We start from the raw sequence: 17783 nt of genomic DNA on the forward strand, positions 1-17783 counted from the left end.
ACAGCTTCAGAAATCGCTTCCCTGATCGATGCGCCGCTGGCGCTCAGACATTGACGGGCGGACGGTTCTTGCGGAAGGCATTCTTGATCGCGATCTTGCCGTCACGCAGCGTGAAGGCGTCGATCATGCGCGCTTCGCTGCGCGCGCCATCGGCGGTGGTGCCGGTATAGGTGCTGATGACGAAGCCACGCTCGCCATCGGCGAAGATTTCCGCGTCGATCCACTGGGCATCCGGCGCGTTCTGCCAGGCAGCGGAGAGGCCCGCACGCACGGCGTCCTGACCGGCGAAGGTCTTGCCTTCCAGCTCCGGCCCGGCGATGGCGAGGAATTCGCAGTCATCGGTCATCATCGACAGGCAGTCGTCGATGTCGTGTCGGTTGAGGGCATCGCAGAAGGCAGTCAGCAGTTCGATGGTGGCTTGGTGAGTCATGGGTCGGGCTCCGCAGTCTTGTTGTTGGGCTTGTTGTTCGAGCGTGTCGTTTGCGCAAGGGCGACAGCAAGCGCTGCGCCATGACCCGAGACTACGCCGACACCAGCACCGCCCTTTAGCACCAGTTGGCCGCCACCGATTGGGCCAGTTGGCACCAGCGAGGCTGCTCTGGTGCCAACTGGTCCCATCGCGCCGCGCTGATGCTGTACCAAGGCCGTCCAATCGCCGCCCTCGGGCGACTCAGCCTGCGAGGGCCTCAGGCGCTGCCACGCCCGGTGGCGTGAAGGCCTCCGCTGACATGAAGCTCTCACGCCCGAGCAGCATGTCACTGAGCAGACGCGTGGCAGCCGGCGCCAGCACCAGGCCGTTGCGATAATGGCCCGCATTCACATAAAGCCCTGCAAGGCCCGGCACCGCGCCGATGAAGGGTGTGCCATCCGGCGTGCCCGGACGCAGGCCGGCCCAGTGATGCTCCGGTTCAAGCTCACCCAGTGCGGGCAGAATGCTTGCGGCGCTGGCATGCAGTGACTCGCGCGCCTCTGAGGTGGTGGACTTGTCAAAGCCCTGATGCTCAAGCGTCGAGCCGACCAGAATCCGCCCATCGGCGCGCGGAATCACGTAGCGGCCATCGCACAGCACCACCCGCGACAATAGTGGCTCGTCCACACTGCAAAGCCCCGCCGCCACAGGATTGAACACCATCATCTGGCCCTTCACCGGGCGCACCGGCAGCAGTACACCGGCCGCGGCCAGCAGCCTGCCGCTCCAGGCGCCGCCACATACCACGACGTTGTCTGCGCTGACGGTCTCATCAACCAGCCGTACGCCCGTGACGCGGTGATCCGCGCCGATCATCAGCTCCTGCACCTCGCAGCCTTCGCGCACCTCGACACGCACATGCGCCAGCAGACGTGCGCGCAGCGCCTGTCCGAGGCGCGGATTGCGGATGCTGCCCAGCGTCGGCATCCACAGCGCCTGCTGATGGCCACTGGCCAGATGCGGCTCGCGCGTGTAGAGCGCCTCCCGCTTGATCACCTCCAGCGGCTTGTGCTGGGTGCGCGCCCAGTCCAGTGCCAGCGCCTCATCCTCGACCCGCAGATAGATCAGGCCCTTCTGGCGGTATTCCGGGTCGATGCCGGTGGCGTCCTTGAGCGCCTCGGCAAGCCTCGGGTATTCGCCTTCTGACCAGCGTGACAGTGACGAGATGGCGCTCGAGTAACGCCACGGGTACAGCGGCGAGACGATGCCGCCACCGGCCCACGATGCCTCACGTCCGCACTGGCCGCGCTCCAGCAGCGTAACCGTCTGGCCGGCCTCAGCCAGCTGCCACGCCATCATCATGCCCATCACGCCGCCACCAATGATCAGGGTATCGCTCATCTGCCTTGCTCCTGCGGGGAATGAATAATCACAAATCTCATATTTCGATACGATTTGCATTATTTTTAGAAACAAAGCTATATTCAAACCATTGCCGCTGCCCGGTTTGCCTGTCTCCCTGTGACAGGTCTACCGACATCCCCGCGACAGGTCTGCCGGGCAGCCACCAACAAGAATGACGAGGGAGACACCCCGTGAGCGACGCCACCTTGACGCCTTCCAGCAGCGATACAAGCCCTGCCAGCGATGCAGGCCCCGCCTCCTCTGCCGAGCAACCCCTGCCCGCCGGCCAGTTGCAGCCCACTGAGCTGCGCGGCGTGCGCGAGCTGTTCGGCATCGACAGTGATCTCAAGGTGCCGGTCTTTCTGGAGCGCGACGCCCACGTGCCGGAAATCGATACGGCCTATCGCTTCAATCCCGATGTCACCCTCGCCATCCTCGCCGGTTTCACCAACAACCGTCGCGTGATGGTTCAGGGCCTGCATGGCACCGGCAAATCGACCCATATCGAGCAGATCGCCGCGCGCCTCAACTGGCCGTGCCTGCGCGTCAATCTCGATGGCCATGTCAGCCGGCTGGATCTGGTCGGCAAGGACGCCATCGTGATTCGCGACGGCGTGCAGGTCACCGAATTCCAGGAAGGCATCGTGCCCTGGTCGCTGACCCGCCCCATCGCGCTGATCTTCGATGAGTACGATGCCGGCCGCCCGGACGTGATGTTCGTCATCCAGCGCATTCTGGAGCGCGACGGCCACTTCACGCTGCTGGACCAGAACCGCGTGATTCGCCCGCATCCGCAATTCCGCCTGTTCGCCACCGCCAATACCGTCGGGCTTGGCAATCAGGATGGGCTCTATCACGGCACCCAGCTGCTCAACCATGCGCAGATCGACCGCTGGAACATCGTCGCCAAGCTGGATTACCTGCCGCGTGATGAGGAAGTGAAGATCGTGCTGGCCCGCGTGCCCGCCAAGGACAACGCACGTGGCCAGGCGCTGATTCGCGCGATGGTCGCGGTGGCCGACCTCACCCGCAAGGGCTTCGCCAATGGTGATCTGTCGAGCCTGATGTCGCCGCGTACCGTGATCACCTGGGCGGAGAACTGCGAAATCTTCCGCAACCCGGCGCTGGCCTTCCGTCTCTCCTACCTCAACAAGTGCGATGAGCATGAGCGCCCGCTGGTCGCCGAGTTCTATCAGCGCTGTTTCGCCAGGGAGCTTGAGGAGTCCGCGGCGCTGATGGAGAGCGATCTGATGGATGAACAGGACAGCGACAAGGGAGCCCGGGCATGAGTGCGGCCCAGCAGGTACGCCGTCGTCAGCAGTATCTCGAGGAGCTTGCGGCGGCGAGTCTCGGGGCACTCAGCGGTCAGGCCGGCTGGGCCTATCGGGGGCGGCGCCTGAGTCGGCATGCGCAGGCGTTACCACTGCGCACGCCGCATCTGCGCCTTGAGGAAGACGACTGCACGCTCGACAACTATCGCGCGGTCAGCGATGCCATCGCGCTGCGCCTGCTCCACACCGATGAGGCGCTGCATATAGCGGTGCGCCCGGCGCTGCCGGAAACCCGCCTGATCTATGACCTGCTGGAGCAGCTGCGCGTCGAGGCGCTGGTCGATCCTGACATGCCCGGCGTGCGAGAGAATCTGGCGCGGCGCTTCACCGACTGGTGCCTGGCCTTCTATCACGCGGGCCTGACCGAGACGAGCAGCGGCATCCTGATCTACAGCGTCATCCAGTCGTGCTGGTCACGCCTGATGGCCTGCGCGGTGATCCACGAGACGGAGGATTACATCGAGACGACGCGCGCCTCCTTCTATCAGGCGCTGGGCGCTGACATGGCGGGGCTGAGACGCACGCGTTTCGATCAGGCGGCCTACCAGCAGCACGCGCTGAACATCAGCCTGTGGCTGGAGCAGGAGCTGGCCGAATCGCTGGAGGAGCAGGACGGCGAGGAGGAGGACGACTCCGATGCCAGACAACGCTTCGCGCTGTTTCTGGAAAACGAGGATGAGGAAGCGAGTCTGCTCGAGGAGCAGGCGGCATCGCCGCTGCCGAGTCACCGGCGTGGCGCGCCGGAGGAATTGCTGCCCTATCAGGTGTTCACCACGGCCTATGACCGCGAGCTGGAACCGGCCAGGCGCATGCGTGCGGCCCTGCTCGATGAGTATCGTCAGGCGCTGGATACGCGTCTGGCGGAGCAGAAGATCAACGTGCGGCGCCTGGCACGTCAGCTGGCGCGCCATTTCAGCTCGCCGCAGCGTGAGGGCTGGCACTTCGGGGAGGAGGAAGGAATCATCGATGGGCGGCGGCTGAGTCAGGTGATTTCCTCGCCGGCCGAGAGGCGGGTCTTCCAGCGCGAGCGCTGGGTGCCCGAGGCCAGTGCCCAGGTCAGTTTCCTGATCGACTGCTCCGGTTCGATGAAGGTGCATGGCGAGGCAGTGGCGATGCTGATCGAGATACTCACCCGCGCGCTGGACATGGCCGGTGTGCCCACCGAGGTGCTCGGCTTCACCACTGGCGCCTGGAATGGCGGCCGCGCGCTCAAGGACTGGCGACGCGCCGGCAAGCCCGCGCGTCCGGGCCGCCTGAATGAAGTGCAGTATCTGATCTTCAAGCCCGCCTCACTGGCGTGGCGCCGCGCGCGCCGCCACTTCGGCGCCCTGCTCAAGGCCGATCTCTACCGCGAAGGCGTGGATGGCGAAGCCGTGCAATGGGCCTGCTCACGTCTCGCAGACAACGCCCCTGCCGACGAAGGCGCACGCCGTCTGCTGGTCGTCATCTCCGATGGCAGCCCCTGTGACAGCGCCACCAACATGGCCAATGACGAACAGTACCTCGACAGCCACCTCAAGCAGGTGGTCGCGCAACAGACCCGCTCCGGCCGCCAGGCCATCCTCGGCCTCGGCGTCGGGCTGGACCTCAGCGCCTACTACCCCAACCAGCTGATCATCGATCTTGAACGCACCCTCGACAACGCCCTCGCCGATGAAATCGTCTATCACATGGCGCTGGCGTGTCGGCATCAGGGGATGTGATGCTCCTCCCCCCCTCCTTTATAGGGATTTATCATCAGCATAAATTACTGACTTGTATAGCTCTATAGGAGCACACCCTAGACCGGAGAGCATCATACATACAAATACCAACATGTGCTCCACCAGAGCTCAAGGTTAACTCTATTCAACAAATGCCTTGAAAACAACATCCTTTTTGTTATTCTTACCCTGCTCCGAGGTGACCACTGAAGTGGCGCTTATTACGAAATATTAATAGGTGACAGTAAGAGTGAAGTGGGGTGGTAACCACTTTATCTATTTAGATAAGGCTATTCCTAATATTATAGTCGACAATTGTCATCAAATCCTAGCACCTTGGAGCACCCTAACATTGTGACAGGGAATAATAATGGAAAGTAAAGTTTGGTGGACAAGAGTTTCCAGAATTCACACTGAGAGAAGGCTGTTAGCCAACAAAGAATGGCTGGATCTACTTTCCCTGTGGTACTCCTTGTCAGCAGTATTTGTATCGGTATGGCTATTGGTGTGCAATAACAACAACCAGCATGCCTCCCTTACTTTCACCTGTTTTTCAATATTTGTTTTAAGCGTTTCCTTATATGGCTCTGGCTCAAAATATTCAGAGCGAGCCGCACAAGTAAAAGAAAACTATGTTGCTTTACATCAGCTCTATCTGGATATCAAATCTTCTGGTAAAGCCACTAAAGAACACAACCACACCTATAACCAACTATTAAATTCTTGTGAAAACCACGATAGTAGCGATTATATCCGTGCTTTAATAGATGAAAAACTAAATTCTGCTTCAAAAGATGCATTAGACCGTAACCCTAAGCCTATACATTATCTAAAACTATTAAAATATAAAATCAAACGCTTTTTATTACTTTCAGTTTTGTTTTTATTGCCGGTTATTTTAGCATTTTACGTATTTTCTTGAGATCTAGAACATGAAAACTGTTAAGCAAGATTTCCATGACTACTTTTCCTATGAAAACTTAAAAAACATTTTCTTAGAAGATGTAAAGCTATCTAATGTTATGGGCGTAGATAATATCACACCTGCAGTCTTCGAACGAGAATTAGAAGGCAATATTAAGTTAATAGAAAGAAAAGTTATTGACGGTACTTATAGATTTACCAGATATAAAGAAAAAGTAATAAGCAAAGGAGCCAAGAAGCTACCTAGAGTTGTTTATATACCAACAATAAGAGACAGAATTACGTTAAAAGCACTTAATCAATTTTTACAACGCAGACTAGGAAACAAGACTAAGCAATCTATACCTCAAAATGTTACAAGAGATATCAAAAAATCCTTAACAAAAAAAGAATACAACTGGGTAGTAAAGCTAGATATATCTAACTTTTACCCCTCAATAAGGCATGAAGAACTTAAGAAGAGATTAAGGAGATTTATTCGGGATGACAATATAATATCATTGATAGACAAAGCTATTTCTAGAGCTAGTGATGTCATCGCAGGTCATAAAGTGGGTGTTCCACAAGGGCTTTCGATTTCCAATATACTATCAGCCATCTATCTGAGAAATCTCGATAGTAATTTCCAATCTTCTACGTCTGTGTTCTATCGCAGGTATGTAGACGATATTTTTATATTATGCAATAAAGACGAATCAGAAGCTCATATAAATTATATAAGCAATCACTGTAAAAAAACAGGACTAAAAGTATATACACCCGAGGGGAACCCAGAAAAATCTACCAGCTGTAGGATTACCAATAATTTTTCATACGTAGGATATGTATATGAGGCCGAATCAGAGGGCTACAGAAATATCACAGCTAGAAAGTCTTCCAAACAGAAACTGATAGATTCTTTAACAGGCATCTATACAGCATATGCATCTTCAAGAAACAAATCTATCCCTTTATTAAAATGGCGACTTGACTTAAGGATTACAGGTTGTATCTCAGAAAATAAAGGCAAAGGATGGCTGTTCTTCTTTTCAGAAATAAATGATCTTCAGCTATTACATGAACTTGACTTACTAATAAAAAGATTAAACAAAAGATTTAAAGTTGATATGCGGAATAAATCTTTTGTCAGAGCTTGGCATGAAATAAATTACAACCGCTGGAGGAATAACTACTTCCCTAACTTCGATCGATTTGACCACACACATATGAGAATGGTTATTGCCCTATATCGTAACTGTAACCCAGAAGATTTAAAGCTAAGTGATAAAGAAGTGGCAAAAATATTTAACAATATAAAAAGAAGAGAAGTTAAGGCACTCGAGTCCGACATACAAAGCTTTAGTTAGATTGGAGAAGCATATTATAAACGGCTTAGTTATTAGAGCGAGCAGGCTTTCACCTGCCCGACCTACTAAATTATAATATAACTAATAAAATCAAAGAAGGAGAAAACTTACTGATTACGCTGCTGCGCCTGGACGACAGTCACCGCAATGACATTGAGGATGTCGGCGGTGGAGCAGCCGCGCGAGAGGTCGTTGGCGGGTTTGGCGAGGCCCTGTAGCAGCGGGCCGATGGCTTCTGCGCCGCCGATGCGTTCGGCGAGCTTGTAGCCGATATTGCCAGCTTCCAGATTGGGGAACACCAGCACGTTGGAGGTGCCCTTGACGCGCGAGGTGGGCAGCTTGCGCTCGGCGATTTCCGCCACGATGGCGGCGTCGAGCTGCACGTCTTCGTCGATGGCGATCTCCGGGCGTTGCTCCCGCACGCGATGCGCGGCCTGCACCACCTTGTCCACCGAGGCGTGATGCGCGCTGCCATTGGTGGAGAACGACAACATCGCCACCCGTGGGTCTTCCCCGAGCAGGGCCTGAGCGCTGTCGGCGGCGGCCAACGCGATCTGCGACAGCTCTTCCGCGTCGGGGTCGATCACCAGCCCACAGTCCGAGAAGATCATGCCGCCCTTCAGGTTGTGGAACGGCTTGCACAGCATCATCAGAAAGAAGCTGGAGACCAGCTTGCTGCCCGGCGCCAGGCCCAGTAACTGGATGGCGCTGCGCACCACATCGGCGGTGGTATTCACCGCTCCCGCCACCGAGCCATCCGCCAGCCCTTCACGCACCAGCATGTTGGCGAACGTCAGCGGATCACGAATCTTCTCGGCGGCCTGATCCGCCGTCATGCCCTTGGCCGCGCGATGCGCGTGCAGCGCCTCGGCAAGCCTGGCGGTGTGCTCGCAGGTGGCAGGGTCGATCAGCTCACAGCTTCCCAGCGAGCCATTCTCGAGCCCGGCTTCTCTGGCGGTGGCGGCGGTGACGGTCGGGTCGCCCACCAGCATCACCTGCGCCAGGCCCTGCTCCGCCGCGCTCACCGCCGCCTGCACCACCCGCATGTCCTGCCCTTCGCAGAGCACGATACGACGCGGGTCTGCCTTGGCCCGCGCCAGAATGTTGTTGAGTGCCTTCATGTCTGTCTCCTCGCTGCCCTTGCAGGCAGCCGACACATCCAAAAAGCCCCGGACATCAGAAATGGCCGGGGCAAGGGAGAGGTTCCGTCTAGCTTGCGTGTTGCGCCATGTTCGCTTGCGCGCCTGTCCACTCAGGCGCGCAAGGGCCGGGCGTTACACGTAATCCTGATACTTCTCGAGCAGACGCACCGGCTTCTTGAGGGCGTCGCGGCGGAACGGGTCGCCCAGTTCGCGCGTACACATCACCTCGATGACGCAGGTCTTGCCTTCGTTCATCTGCATGTCGATGGCCTTCTTGAGCGCCGGGCCCACGTCTTCCAGACGGTCGACGGTGATGCCTTCGGCCCCCATGGAGCGTGCGATCTCGGCGAAGCTCTGGTTGTCCAGCTCACCGGCGACGAAGCGACGGTTGTAGAACTCGACCTGGTTCTTCTTCTCGGCGCCCCACTGACGGTTGTGGAAGACGACGGCGGTGACCGGAATGTCGTGACGCACGGCGGTCATGATTTCCATCAGGCTCATGCCCCAGGCGCCGTCACCGGCGTAGGCGATGGCCGGACGTTCCGGCGCGGCAGTCTTGGCACCCATGATGGTCGGCAAGGCGTAGCCGCAGTTGCCGAAGCTCATCGGGGCGAAGAAGCTGCGCGGCTTGTCGAAGCGCAGGTAGCTGTGGGCCACGGAATTGATGTTGCCGATGTCGGTGGAGACCATGACATCTTCCGGCATCGCCTTTTCCAGCTCGCGCAGGACCTGACGCGGGTGCAGGTATTCGCCGCCGGAGAACGGCTTCTCGTCCTTGGCCTCGTCGATGGCGTCGAGGCTGAAGGCGTCCTTCTCGTGGGTCCACTCGTCAAGCTCAGCTTCCCAGGCGGCCTTCTCTTCGCGGATGGTGCTGAGACGCGAATCCTTGGTGGCATCGCACTCGAGATTGCGACCGGACAGGCGCTCGGTCAGGGCGATGGCCGCTTCACGCGCGTCACCGCAGATGCCGACGGAAATCTTCTTCACCAGGCCCAGCATCTTGTGGTCGGCGTCGATCTGGATGATCTTCGCGTCCTTCGGCCAGTAGTCCATGCCGTGTTGCGGCAGGGTACCGAACGGCCCGAGACGCGTGCCCAGCGCGATGACGACATCGGCCTGGGAGATCAGCTTCATGCCCGCCTTGGAGCCCTGATACCCGAGCGGACCGCACCACAGCGGGTGGCTGGCCGGGAAGGAATCGTTGTGCTGGTAGCTGTTGACCACCGGCGCGCCGAGACGCTCTGCCAGTGCCTTGCACTCCTCGACGCCATCCGCCATCACCACACCGCCACCGGAAACGATGACCGGGAACCTGGCGCTGGCCAGCAGCTCGGCTGCCTCATCCAGGCTCTTGCTGCCACCCGGGCCACGGTCGACGCGTGCCGGCTTGGGAATCTCGCACTCGATCTCGCCGTAGAAGTAGTCACGCGGAATGTTGAGCTGGGTCGGGCCCATCTCGGACATGGCGCGATCGAAGCAGCGGCCGGTGTATTCCGCCATGCGCGACGGGTGGGTGACGTGGCCCTGGTACTTGGTGAATTCCTGGAACATCGGCAGCTGCTTGCATTCCTGGAAGCCGCCCAGGCCGATGCCGGTGGTGCCGGCTTCCGGCGTGACGATGACCACCGGGCTGTGCGCCCAGTAAGCGGCCGCGATGCCGGTGACGCAGTTGGAGATGCCCGGGCCGTTCTGGCCGATGACCATGCCGTGACGGCCGGAGACACGCGCATAGCCGTCGGCCATGTGGGCAGCGCCCTGCTCATGCACCACCGGGATCAGACGGATGCCGGCCGGGGCGAAGATGTCCATCGCATCCATGAAGGCGGAGCCCATGATGCCGAACATGTCGGTGACGCCATTGGCGACCATGGTTTCCACGAAGGCCTCGGAAGGGGTCATCTTCTGCTTGCCCTGCACGACCTTGCGATTGTCTGCGCTGTCTTGAGTGCTCATGGCGTCTCCAACTCTAAATTTTATGTTTATTGATACATTTAGTTCCGATTAACGAAACATGTGACCAAAATTAGCCCTCGCCGCGCGGTCCGTCAAGCCTAATTTCGGAAAATGATCAAAAACACTCCTTTTTTAGAAACTTCTTTCGATGAATGGAGTACTGTTAAAGTAGGCACAGCAACGCAAGGCACTGACGGGCCGAGCGTTTCGGCGCCACACTGCCCCGCGCACGGATTGAAGGAGGGAATAGCCCATGAACAGTGCCACCCAGCCCCAGGCGAGCCTGCCGCGTGACCGCAAGGACGCTGACAGGGACACCGGCAAGGAAGGCAGCAAGATAGAGGGTGATACACCTGCCCAGCGCCTGCTGGCGCTGCTGGAAGTGATCGCCGCCAAGGACCAGTTCTTCACCCTGCAGGGGCTGGTGGAAGAGACCGGCCTGCCCAAGCCGACGCTGCACCGCATGCTGCAGCAGCTGGAAGGCAGCGGCATGCTGCAGCGCGAGGCGGACAATCGCCATTACAGCAAGGGCAGCCGTCTGCGCCGTCTGGCGGAAAATCTGCTGCTCAACGACACCGTGCAGGGCGCCCGCCACGGCGTGCTCAGCCGGCTGATGGAAGAGGTGGGCGAAAGCTGCAACATCACCGCGCTGTCAGGCAGCGAAGTGCTGTATCTGGACCGCGTCGAGACCCAGGCCCCGCTGCGCTTCTATCTGCACCCCGGTTCCCGGGTGCCGGTGCATTGCTCCGCCAGCGGCAAGCTGTTTCTGGCCCAGATGCCGCCCGCCCAGCGCCGCCGCCTGCTGACCGGCACACCGCTGAACGCGATGACGCGCAACACCCTGACCGACATCGAGTCCGTCGAGGCCGAGATCGAGCAGGTCCGCCAGCAGGGTTTCGCGCTGGATGACGAGGAATTTCTGCCCGGTCTGGTGTGCATCGCGGTGCTGGCGCCCAATCCCGATGGGCCCTCCAACATCGGCGTGGCGATCCAGGCGCCGGTGATGCGTCAGTCGCGTGAGGACATGCTCAAGCATCTGCCGGCACTCGAGCGCGCCGCCCGCGATATCGCCGCCATCCAGCGCGGCGCGATACCCTCCGCCTGAGGCCAGCGGGCTGGAGCTGGAGCTGGGGGGGCTGGGAAAGCAGAGCGACAGACACAAGGTCGTGCTTCCCGTGATGCGCATGAGGGGCTAGCCTAGCGGACTGCCTTTCACACGCCACGTCGAGAACACCATGTCCGCCAGCGATGCCTTGCGTCTTGTCCTGCTGTCCACCCTGTGGGGCATGTCTTTCATCTTCATGCGCGTGGCCGCGCCGGAATTCGGCCCGACCACGCTGATACTGCTGCGCATGGGCATCGGTGCGCTGGTACTCGCCCCGCTGCTGCTGGGCGCGGGCCGTCTGAAGATGCTGTGGGAACACAAGGGCCCGCTTGCGGTGCTGGGGCTGACCAGTCAGGCGCTGCCCTTCTGCCTGCTGGCGCTGGCCACCACCCAGCTGGAGGCCGGTTTCACCTCGCTGATCAATGCCACCACGCCGCTGTTCACCGCGTTGCTGGGCATGGCGCTGTTCGCCACGCCGATCCAGAAGCAGCAGTATCTGGGACTGGCCGTGGCCTTCAGCGGGGTCTATGTACTGTCGAGTGATCGCCTCGATTTCCAGCTCGGCGGCGATGGCTGGTTCATCCTCGCCGCCCTGGGCGCGACCTTCTGCTACGGCTTCGCCTCCAACTTCTCACGCCAGCGCCTGAGCCACCTGCCCTCACCGGTGCTGGCCGCGGGCAGTTCGCTGATGTCTTCCCTGCTGTTGCTGATTCCGGGCCTGTGGATGTGGCCACAGGCCAGCGTCAGTCTGGAGGCCTGGGGCAGCGCCATCGCGCTGGCGGTACTCAGCACCAGCCTCGCCTTCCTGATCTTCTTCCGCCTGCTGGCCAGCGCCGGCGCCACCGCGACCACTTCCGTCACCTTCCTGGTACCGGTCAGCGCGCTGCTGTGGGGCAACATGCTGCTCGATGAGGTGATCGATGCGCGCATCCTCACCGGCATGGGCATCACCCTGCTGGGCACCGCCATCGCCACCCGCCTGATTCGTCTGCCGACTCGCCAGAAAGTCGCCTGACGGCCTTCCGCATGACGCAAAAGGGCCCGCCCCATGAACACGAGGTTCATGGGGCGGGCCTTCTGGTTTATGGGGCTTTGGTTTATGAGCTTTGTGGGTCCGGGGAGCCCAGACGCTGATCATTCGGGTCAATCGGCTCAGCCGGTCAATCGAATCAGCCCGCCGCTTCCTCGGCGGCATCGGCCAGCGCTTCGAAGACACGCGCCACGGCTTCCGCGCCCGGGTCACTGTTGCCGACCAGATGGGAAGAAGGTACGTAGGCGGAGCGTCCGGCCCGTGCCTTGGTCATCTCGGCGGTGGCATCCGCGCCCTGGCGGGCGGCCCGTGCCATCGCGGCCCAGTCGACGCGACCACTCGGTGTCGTCTGCAGCGAAGACTGCAGTGCCTCCAGGGCCGGCAACAGCGCATCCAGCAGGCTGCGGTCGCCGCGTGAGGCACCGCCGTAATGCTGCATGCGGGCGACGCCGTGACTCAGGGCGTCGTGCCAGCGCTGGCCCAGCGGGGCCTGGCCATTCGCCTCCGACTGCTCCTTCCAGCGGGTGGCGGCGGCGGTGAACAGCGTCGAGAGCAGCACACCACTGGACCCCCCCATGCCGTGGGCCAGCTGCTTGCCGATGGTGGCCATCAGCTCGCCGGAATCGCCACACGCTAGCTCGCAGTCTTCCAATGCCTCGATCACCGCACGCGCACCGCTGGCGAAGGTGCTGCCGGTATCGCCGTCGCCGCTGATGGCATCGAGGCGGTCAAGGTCCGCCTCGCTGGCAAGCAGGATTTCCAGCGCCGCGCGCAGCCGTTGCTCGACCTGCGGATCGCCCGGCAGTCCGGCGCGCGATTTCACGCCGCGGGCGGCACGCGCCTGGCAGTCGGCCTTGGCCTGGGCACGTCTGGTATCCGAGGCTTCGTCGCTGAGCGTTCTTGCGGCGTCCTGACTCGGCGTGAAGTGCGTCAGTGGCGTCACCGACTGCACGCCCGGCCAGGCCAGCGGCGCGCAGCTGGCGCTCAGCGCTTCTTCCAGCAGGCTATCCAACGGCAGCAGCGTCAGCGAGAAGCCATGCATGTCCAGCGAGGTCATCAGCGGCTGCGGGCCGACCACGGCATGAATGCCCAGCGCCTGCAGCGACGGATGGGTCAGCGCCTCGTTCAGCAGCAGGCTGCGTTCCAGCGCCGAGCAACCGCCCAGATCATTGATCAGCAGCAGATGGCCGCTGGCCGGCAGGTCGCCGCCGGCCTCCTTGCGCGAATGGCCCTGCACCAGCGCCGTGACCACGATGTCCATGACCGCATGCACGCCGTGGGTATCCGCGTCGCCGCCAAGCTCGAGCGCCATGGCGCCCGGCTCGCCGTGAATGCCCAGCCCCAGTTCCGGTGCACGTTGCTCACGCGGCTTGCCGAGATGGCGGCCGACATTGAAGGCCACGCCCAGGGTCGAACAGCTGTCGGCGACGCGGCGCGCGACGGCGGTGATTTCCTTGAGGCCCGCCCCGCGTGCCGCCAGCGCACCGGTGACCTTGTGCACCAGCAGCGTGCCGGCCAGCCCGCGTGGCTGCGGGTTGTCGGGCAGTGCCACATCGTCGGCGACGATGACCATCTCGACCTTGAAGCCTTCCTGACGCGCCCGTTCGGCGGCCAGTCCGAAGTTGAGGCGATCACCGGTGTAGTTCTTGACGATCAGCAAGGCCCCGGCCTCACCGGTGACTTCGCGGATCGCCGCCAGCACGGCGTCCACCGTCGGCGAGGCGAACAGCTCACCACATACGGCGGCCGTCAGCATGCCTGCGCCGATGAAGCCTGCGTGCGCGGGCTCGTGCCCCGATCCGCCACCGGAAATCAGCGCGACCTGATCACGCGCCCAGTCATCACGCACTACCAGGTGCATGCCACTGGCGGGATCTGACAGCCGCACGCCACTGCCATCCGGGTGGCGCAGTCGTGCGCAGCCTTCCAGCGCCTCTGCGACGACCTGACGTGGCTGATTGATGAACTGTCGGCCAGACTCGCTGCTACTCATCCTTCTCTCCTTGAGGACACTCGCCCTGCTGATATAGGCGGCGATTGAGGCCGCCGTTCATGCCTGTCCTGTGCCATGACGCATTCATGAGGCTTTCATGACACCAAGGGGCCTCGGCTCACCCTGCCTTGCCGTCCCCCAGCGTCGTTCGCGACCTTGCCGGTTGCAATAGTCATATCAGAAAATGATGGCATTCGCGCTGCAGCGTTGCGCCACGCCCGTCAATCGAGCGGCCGGAAAGACAGAAGCCCCCCGACGCCTGCGCGTGCGGGGGGCTTTCGATGTCGGGAGCCAGTGAGACTCAGGCTCGTTTGTCATGCGAGTCACCTTTCCTCCTTGGCCCTGGCATCGGCAGACTCGGAATCAGCAGACACGCTATCACCACGCTCGGTATCGGCTGGCTTGGCATCGACAGGCTTGGCATCGACAGGCTTGGTATCGGCAGATTCGGTACCGGCAGAAGCTGCCTGCTGCCTGGGCGGCGACTGGGAGGCTGGCCTGGGCGCCGGCGCCTGCTGCGATACCGGCGCGGGCTTCGGCGCGGGCTTCGGCGCGGGCTCCGGATGCAGCCAGGAAGGCAGACGACTGCCGGGGGCTGCCAGATTCGAGGCCTGGTATTCGCCGGTCTGGTATTCGCAGGCCCGGTATTCGCCGGAAGAGTACTTTACCGGCGCGTGCACTCGGAAGCCGTGCTTGCCGTGGTGCTTGACCCGGTACATCGCCTGATCGGCCTGTTCCAGCGCCAGCCCGAAGCGATTGTCGGCATCGCGCCCGAAGCAGATGCCGATGCTCAGGCCGATGCGACCGAGGCCACCGCTGATCTCGAGAGGGTGCGTGAAGCGCTCCAGCCAGCGACGGGCGACATGTTCGACACGCGGCAGTGACATGCGGGGCAGCTGAAAGAGGAATTCGTCGCCGCCGAAACGCGCCGAGAGATGATGGTGGATGCCCAGTCGATGCAGCTCATCGTTCAGACCATGCGCGACCAGCACCAGCACTTCGTCGCCGGCACGATGGCCGAACTGGTCGTTGACCTGCTTGAAGCCGTCCAGGTCGATGAAGATCAAGGCACTGTCATCCGCCAGCGGTCGCTGATGCCAGCTGTTGATGGCCTGGCGATTGGCAAGCCCGGTCAGGGCATCGGTGCTGGCCAGCGCATTGAGGCGCGATTCATAGTCCTTCTCATGACTGATATCGGTATGCGTGCCCAGCAGGCGCAGGGCATTGCCGTGCTCATCGCGTTCTACCACTCGCCCGCGGTCGGCGACCCAGGTGATGCTGCCGTCGCGGGCCAGCATGCGATGCACGACCTGATAGACCTCGGTGCGCCCCTCAAGGTGATCATTGAGGTTGGCGAGCACTTCGTCGCGGTCTTCCGGGTGGAGGTGCTCACGCCAGACATCGAAATGGGCGTTCAGCTCGCCGGGCTGATAGCCCAGCATGCGCCCCCAGCGATAGTTGAAGATGGTGAGCTTGCCGCTGGGCACTTCGAGTTGCCAGAGGCGCAGGCCGGTACCGTCGAGCGTCGTCGACAGTTTCTCTTCCAGCCCCGCTAGTCGGCGTTCAAGGCGAGCCTTGTCGCGTTCCATCTGCTGGAGTGCTTGTTCCAGTGATTGTTCACGCAGACTCTTGCGTGCCATGCCAGGCCCCCGGTCGACTCCTTGTCCTGCATCCTGTTCATCCATCGACACCACGGCGGACTCCCCACTCGCTTGTCGATGCATCGCTCACGGTCTTCTGTTCTGTCTTGTTGTTATGCCTTGACGAACTGTCTTGACGTTCAGTCTTGTCGTTCTGTGTTGCGGCGCTTTCCAGCGGTTGGGTCTTGCGTCCTTGGCGCTTCGCCGCCCAGCCTCGTGGCTGGGAGGCTGTCGCCCGCCCGAGGTCAATAAGCACTAACTGTAGCTTAAACACCTAAAACAGGACTTATCGATATAAGATCCAGATGTGACAGCCCGAACGCCGAAAGAATCCCGACGAAAGTCTCAATCACATCAATAGCGCAAAAATGCGCAAGCCATATGATGTTTGCACATCGCGCCCGGGCATCAGCACCTCAGAGCGCAAAAGCATAAGCGCGTCAGAGTGCCAGCTCGCCACCCTTGGCCACGGCACGCTGAAAGGCCTCGCGCTGACGGATACGCGCCAGCCATTCCTGGATATTCGGATGATTCTTGAGCCCCTGGCGCGCATCGAGCGCCTGGATCGGGAAGCTCATCTGGATATCGGCACCGGTCAGCGAGTCACCGGCAAGCCACTGGCGATGCTCGAGACAGGTATCCATGTAGACGAGATGCGCCTTGATCTCCGGGCTGATGAAGCGGTCGTTGACCCCCTTGGCAAGCTTGCGTGCGATCGGGCGCACCAGCCACGGCACCGGCGGCTTGTCGAGGCGCGAGAATACCAGCCTGAGCATCAGCGGCAGCATCGCGGAGCCTTCGGCGAAGTGCAGCCAGAAGCGATAGTCACGCTCGGCCTGGCTGCCGGCGGGCGGGCGCAGATGGGCAGTGCTGCCGCTGCCCTGGCCGGCGTACAGATCGATCAGGTATTCGATGATGGCGCCGGACTCGGCGACCACCACCGGCTCGGCGTTCTCTCCCGCCAGCGTGGTGTCGGTGATGATCGGCGCCTTGCCCAGCGGGTGAATCTCCTTCAGCGCCTTGGGCGCGCGCATGCTGTTGCTGTCGCGGGCATAGGTCTGCAGACGGTATTCAAGATTCAACTCTTCCAGCAGCCACAGGATGCGCTGCGAGCGCGAGTTTTCCAGATGGTGAACCGTGATCATGAGCGTGCTCCTGAAGGTGGGGGCAATACGCAGCGGTCAGCTCCGGGGCGGTCAGCGCTCGAAGATGCTGTCACCCAGGTCATCGATGGTGCGCTTTGCCTTGAGCAGGGTCAGCTCCACGGCGCCCTCTTCGCCCGGCACGGTGTCGGAGCGCTCGAAACGGTGCTCCAGCATCTCGCCGTCTTCCACCGGCTTGCGAATCACGCCCGACACCCGGTATTGACCATCGTGCTTCTGCGGCATCGCCACGATCAGATAGCCCTTGTATTCGGTGGCTTCCGGCTCCTTGACCGGCGCAGGCTCGCCTGCGGCAAACAGTTTCTTCAGCATACCCAGCATGAGACATCTTCCTTGGCCGGCCGCCATGACGGTCGCCGGCGATCTACGTGCAGAAATGACAATGAAAAGGGGCTTCTGTCAGCATCGCATGCACCCACGGGGGAGAAAAGCGCCCAGCAACGTCCCTGAGCGTCATGCGTGCCCTGGATGATCAGCACCTCATCAGACGAAAGCGCGCCCGGCTCCGGCCGGCGACAGCGCGGCATCCGCAGCCGGACAGCGCGACATCGACAGCCTGACAACGTGGCACAGACAGCCGGATAGCACGACGCCGACCCCTATGGCAGCGAATGGCTGCAGCAGGGGCCGGCGTCATGGT

14 protein-coding genes are annotated in these 17783 nt (G+C 60.8%); 6 read left to right on the forward strand and 8 right to left on the reverse strand.

The window, feature by feature from the left end; translation table 11 throughout:
- Positions 1 to 43: 43 nt before the first annotated feature.
- Together F8A90_RS12800 and thiO are read right to left on the reverse strand one after the other, a co-directional pair.
- Entirely contained in the window at positions 44 to 430 is a 387-nt protein-coding gene (locus F8A90_RS12800) for a nuclear transport factor 2 family protein (RefSeq protein WP_054555520.1), read from the reverse strand.
- 240 nt (positions 431 to 670) lie between these two features.
- Complete coding sequence (gene thiO, locus F8A90_RS12805) at positions 671 to 1810, reverse strand: glycine oxidase ThiO (RefSeq protein ID WP_200017390.1); 1140 nt, start codon at positions 1808 to 1810, stop codon at positions 671 to 673.
- Between the two features lie 194 nt (positions 1811 to 2004).
- On the opposite strand from thiO, the gene F8A90_RS12810 reads away from it, so the two are divergent.
- From F8A90_RS12810 to F8A90_RS12825, 4 genes are all read left to right on the forward strand, one after another.
- Complete coding sequence (locus F8A90_RS12810) at positions 2005 to 3102, forward strand: AAA family ATPase (RefSeq protein ID WP_233593318.1); 1098 nt, start codon at positions 2005 to 2007, stop codon at positions 3100 to 3102.
- Positions 3099 to 4847: a cobaltochelatase CobT-related protein gene (locus F8A90_RS12815; protein WP_200017391.1), complete on the forward strand. Its 1749-nt coding sequence runs from the start codon at positions 3099 to 3101 to the stop codon at positions 4845 to 4847. The genes F8A90_RS12810 and F8A90_RS12815 overlap by 4 nt, the downstream gene beginning before the upstream one ends.
- A gap of 370 nt (positions 4848 to 5217) precedes the next feature.
- A complete protein-coding gene (locus F8A90_RS12820; RefSeq protein WP_200017392.1) occupies positions 5218 to 5769 on the forward strand; it encodes an SLATT domain-containing protein in 552 nt (183 codons plus the stop codon).
- Positions 5770 to 5779: 10 nt separating this feature from the next.
- On the forward strand, positions 5780 to 7117 hold the full coding sequence (locus tag F8A90_RS12825; protein WP_200017393.1) for a reverse transcriptase domain-containing protein: 1338 nt from the start codon (positions 5780 to 5782) through the stop codon (positions 7115 to 7117).
- Positions 7118 to 7224: 107 nt separating this feature from the next.
- Here F8A90_RS12825 and pta read toward each other — a convergent pair whose 3' ends face one another.
- Positions 7225 to 8238 carry a phosphate acetyltransferase gene (gene pta, locus F8A90_RS12830; RefSeq protein WP_200017394.1) on the reverse strand — a complete coding sequence of 338 codons (1014 nt, stop codon included), beginning with the start codon at positions 8236 to 8238 and terminating at the stop codon, positions 7225 to 7227.
- A 153-nt stretch (positions 8239 to 8391) separates the two neighbouring features.
- On the reverse strand, positions 8392 to 10212 hold the full coding sequence (gene xsc, locus F8A90_RS12835) for a sulfoacetaldehyde acetyltransferase (RefSeq protein ID WP_233593319.1): 1821 nt from the start codon (positions 10210 to 10212) through the stop codon (positions 8392 to 8394).
- A gap of 253 nt (positions 10213 to 10465) precedes the next feature.
- On the opposite strand from xsc, the gene F8A90_RS12840 reads away from it, so the two are divergent.
- Together F8A90_RS12840 and F8A90_RS12845 are read left to right on the forward strand one after the other, a co-directional pair.
- Positions 10466 to 11317: an IclR family transcriptional regulator gene (locus tag F8A90_RS12840; protein ID WP_200017395.1), complete on the forward strand. Its 852-nt coding sequence runs from the start codon at positions 10466 to 10468 to the stop codon at positions 11315 to 11317.
- Between the two features lie 130 nt (positions 11318 to 11447).
- Positions 11448 to 12332 carry a DMT family transporter gene (locus F8A90_RS12845; RefSeq protein ID WP_166018794.1) on the forward strand — a complete coding sequence of 295 codons (885 nt, stop codon included), beginning with the start codon at positions 11448 to 11450 and terminating at the stop codon, positions 12330 to 12332.
- Positions 12333 to 12486: 154 nt separating this feature from the next.
- Here F8A90_RS12845 and F8A90_RS12850 read toward each other — a convergent pair whose 3' ends face one another.
- The 4 genes from F8A90_RS12850 to F8A90_RS12865 form a co-directional block, all read right to left on the reverse strand.
- Positions 12487 to 14340 carry a dihydroxyacetone kinase subunit DhaK gene (locus tag F8A90_RS12850; RefSeq protein WP_200017396.1) on the reverse strand — a complete coding sequence of 618 codons (1854 nt, stop codon included), beginning with the start codon at positions 14338 to 14340 and terminating at the stop codon, positions 12487 to 12489.
- A gap of 323 nt (positions 14341 to 14663) precedes the next feature.
- A complete protein-coding gene (locus F8A90_RS12855; RefSeq protein ID WP_200017397.1) occupies positions 14664 to 15980 on the reverse strand; it encodes a GGDEF domain-containing protein in 1317 nt (438 codons plus the stop codon).
- 440 nt (positions 15981 to 16420) lie between these two features.
- Complete coding sequence (locus F8A90_RS12860; RefSeq protein ID WP_200017398.1) at positions 16421 to 17125, reverse strand: glutathione S-transferase; 705 nt, start codon at positions 17123 to 17125, stop codon at positions 16421 to 16423.
- A 51-nt stretch (positions 17126 to 17176) separates the two neighbouring features.
- The gene (locus F8A90_RS12865) at positions 17177 to 17464 is read right to left on the reverse strand and encodes an HlyU family transcriptional regulator (RefSeq protein WP_233593320.1); all 288 of its coding nucleotides are present in this window, start codon (positions 17462 to 17464) and stop codon (positions 17177 to 17179) included.
- Between the last annotated feature and the right edge of the window lie 319 nt (positions 17465 to 17783).

The sequence above is a fragment of the Cobetia sp. cqz5-12 genome (genome assembly GCF_016495405.1).
In the GTDB taxonomy this organism is placed as follows: domain Bacteria; phylum Pseudomonadota; class Gammaproteobacteria; order Pseudomonadales; family Halomonadaceae; genus Cobetia.

What these genes read in the sequence shown, in the direction of transcription:
- F8A90_RS12800 (WP_054555520.1), bottom strand. Translation starts at nt 430, where the DNA reads ATGACTCACCAAGCCACCATCGAACTGCTGACTGCCTTCTGCGATGCC.
- thiO (WP_200017390.1), bottom strand. Translation starts at nt 1,810, where the DNA reads ATGAGCGATACCCTGATCATTGGTGGCGGCGTGATGGGCATGATGATG.
- xsc (WP_233593319.1), bottom strand. Translation starts at nt 10,212, where the DNA reads ATGAGCACTCAAGACAGCGCAGACAATCGCAAGGTCGTGCAGGGCAAG.
- pta (WP_200017394.1), bottom strand. Translation starts at nt 8,238, where the DNA reads ATGAAGGCACTCAACAACATTCTGGCGCGGGCCAAGGCAGACCCGCGT.
- F8A90_RS12855 (WP_200017397.1), bottom strand. Translation starts at nt 15,980, where the DNA reads ATGGCACGCAAGAGTCTGCGTGAACAATCACTGGAACAAGCACTCCAG.
- F8A90_RS12825 (WP_200017393.1), top strand. Translation starts at nt 5,780, where the DNA reads ATGAAAACTGTTAAGCAAGATTTCCATGACTACTTTTCCTATGAAAAC.
- F8A90_RS12860 (WP_200017398.1), bottom strand. Translation starts at nt 17,125, where the DNA reads ATGATCACGGTTCACCATCTGGAAAACTCGCGCTCGCAGCGCATCCTG.
- F8A90_RS12815 (WP_200017391.1), top strand. Translation starts at nt 3,099, where the DNA reads ATGAGTGCGGCCCAGCAGGTACGCCGTCGTCAGCAGTATCTCGAGGAG.
- F8A90_RS12845 (WP_166018794.1), top strand. Translation starts at nt 11,448, where the DNA reads ATGTCCGCCAGCGATGCCTTGCGTCTTGTCCTGCTGTCCACCCTGTGG.
- F8A90_RS12850 (WP_200017396.1), bottom strand. Translation starts at nt 14,340, where the DNA reads ATGAGTAGCAGCGAGTCTGGCCGACAGTTCATCAATCAGCCACGTCAG.
- F8A90_RS12865 (WP_233593320.1), bottom strand. Translation starts at nt 17,464, where the DNA reads ATGCTGGGTATGCTGAAGAAACTGTTTGCCGCAGGCGAGCCTGCGCCG.
- F8A90_RS12820 (WP_200017392.1), top strand. Translation starts at nt 5,218, where the DNA reads ATGGAAAGTAAAGTTTGGTGGACAAGAGTTTCCAGAATTCACACTGAG.
- F8A90_RS12840 (WP_200017395.1), top strand. Translation starts at nt 10,466, where the DNA reads ATGAACAGTGCCACCCAGCCCCAGGCGAGCCTGCCGCGTGACCGCAAG.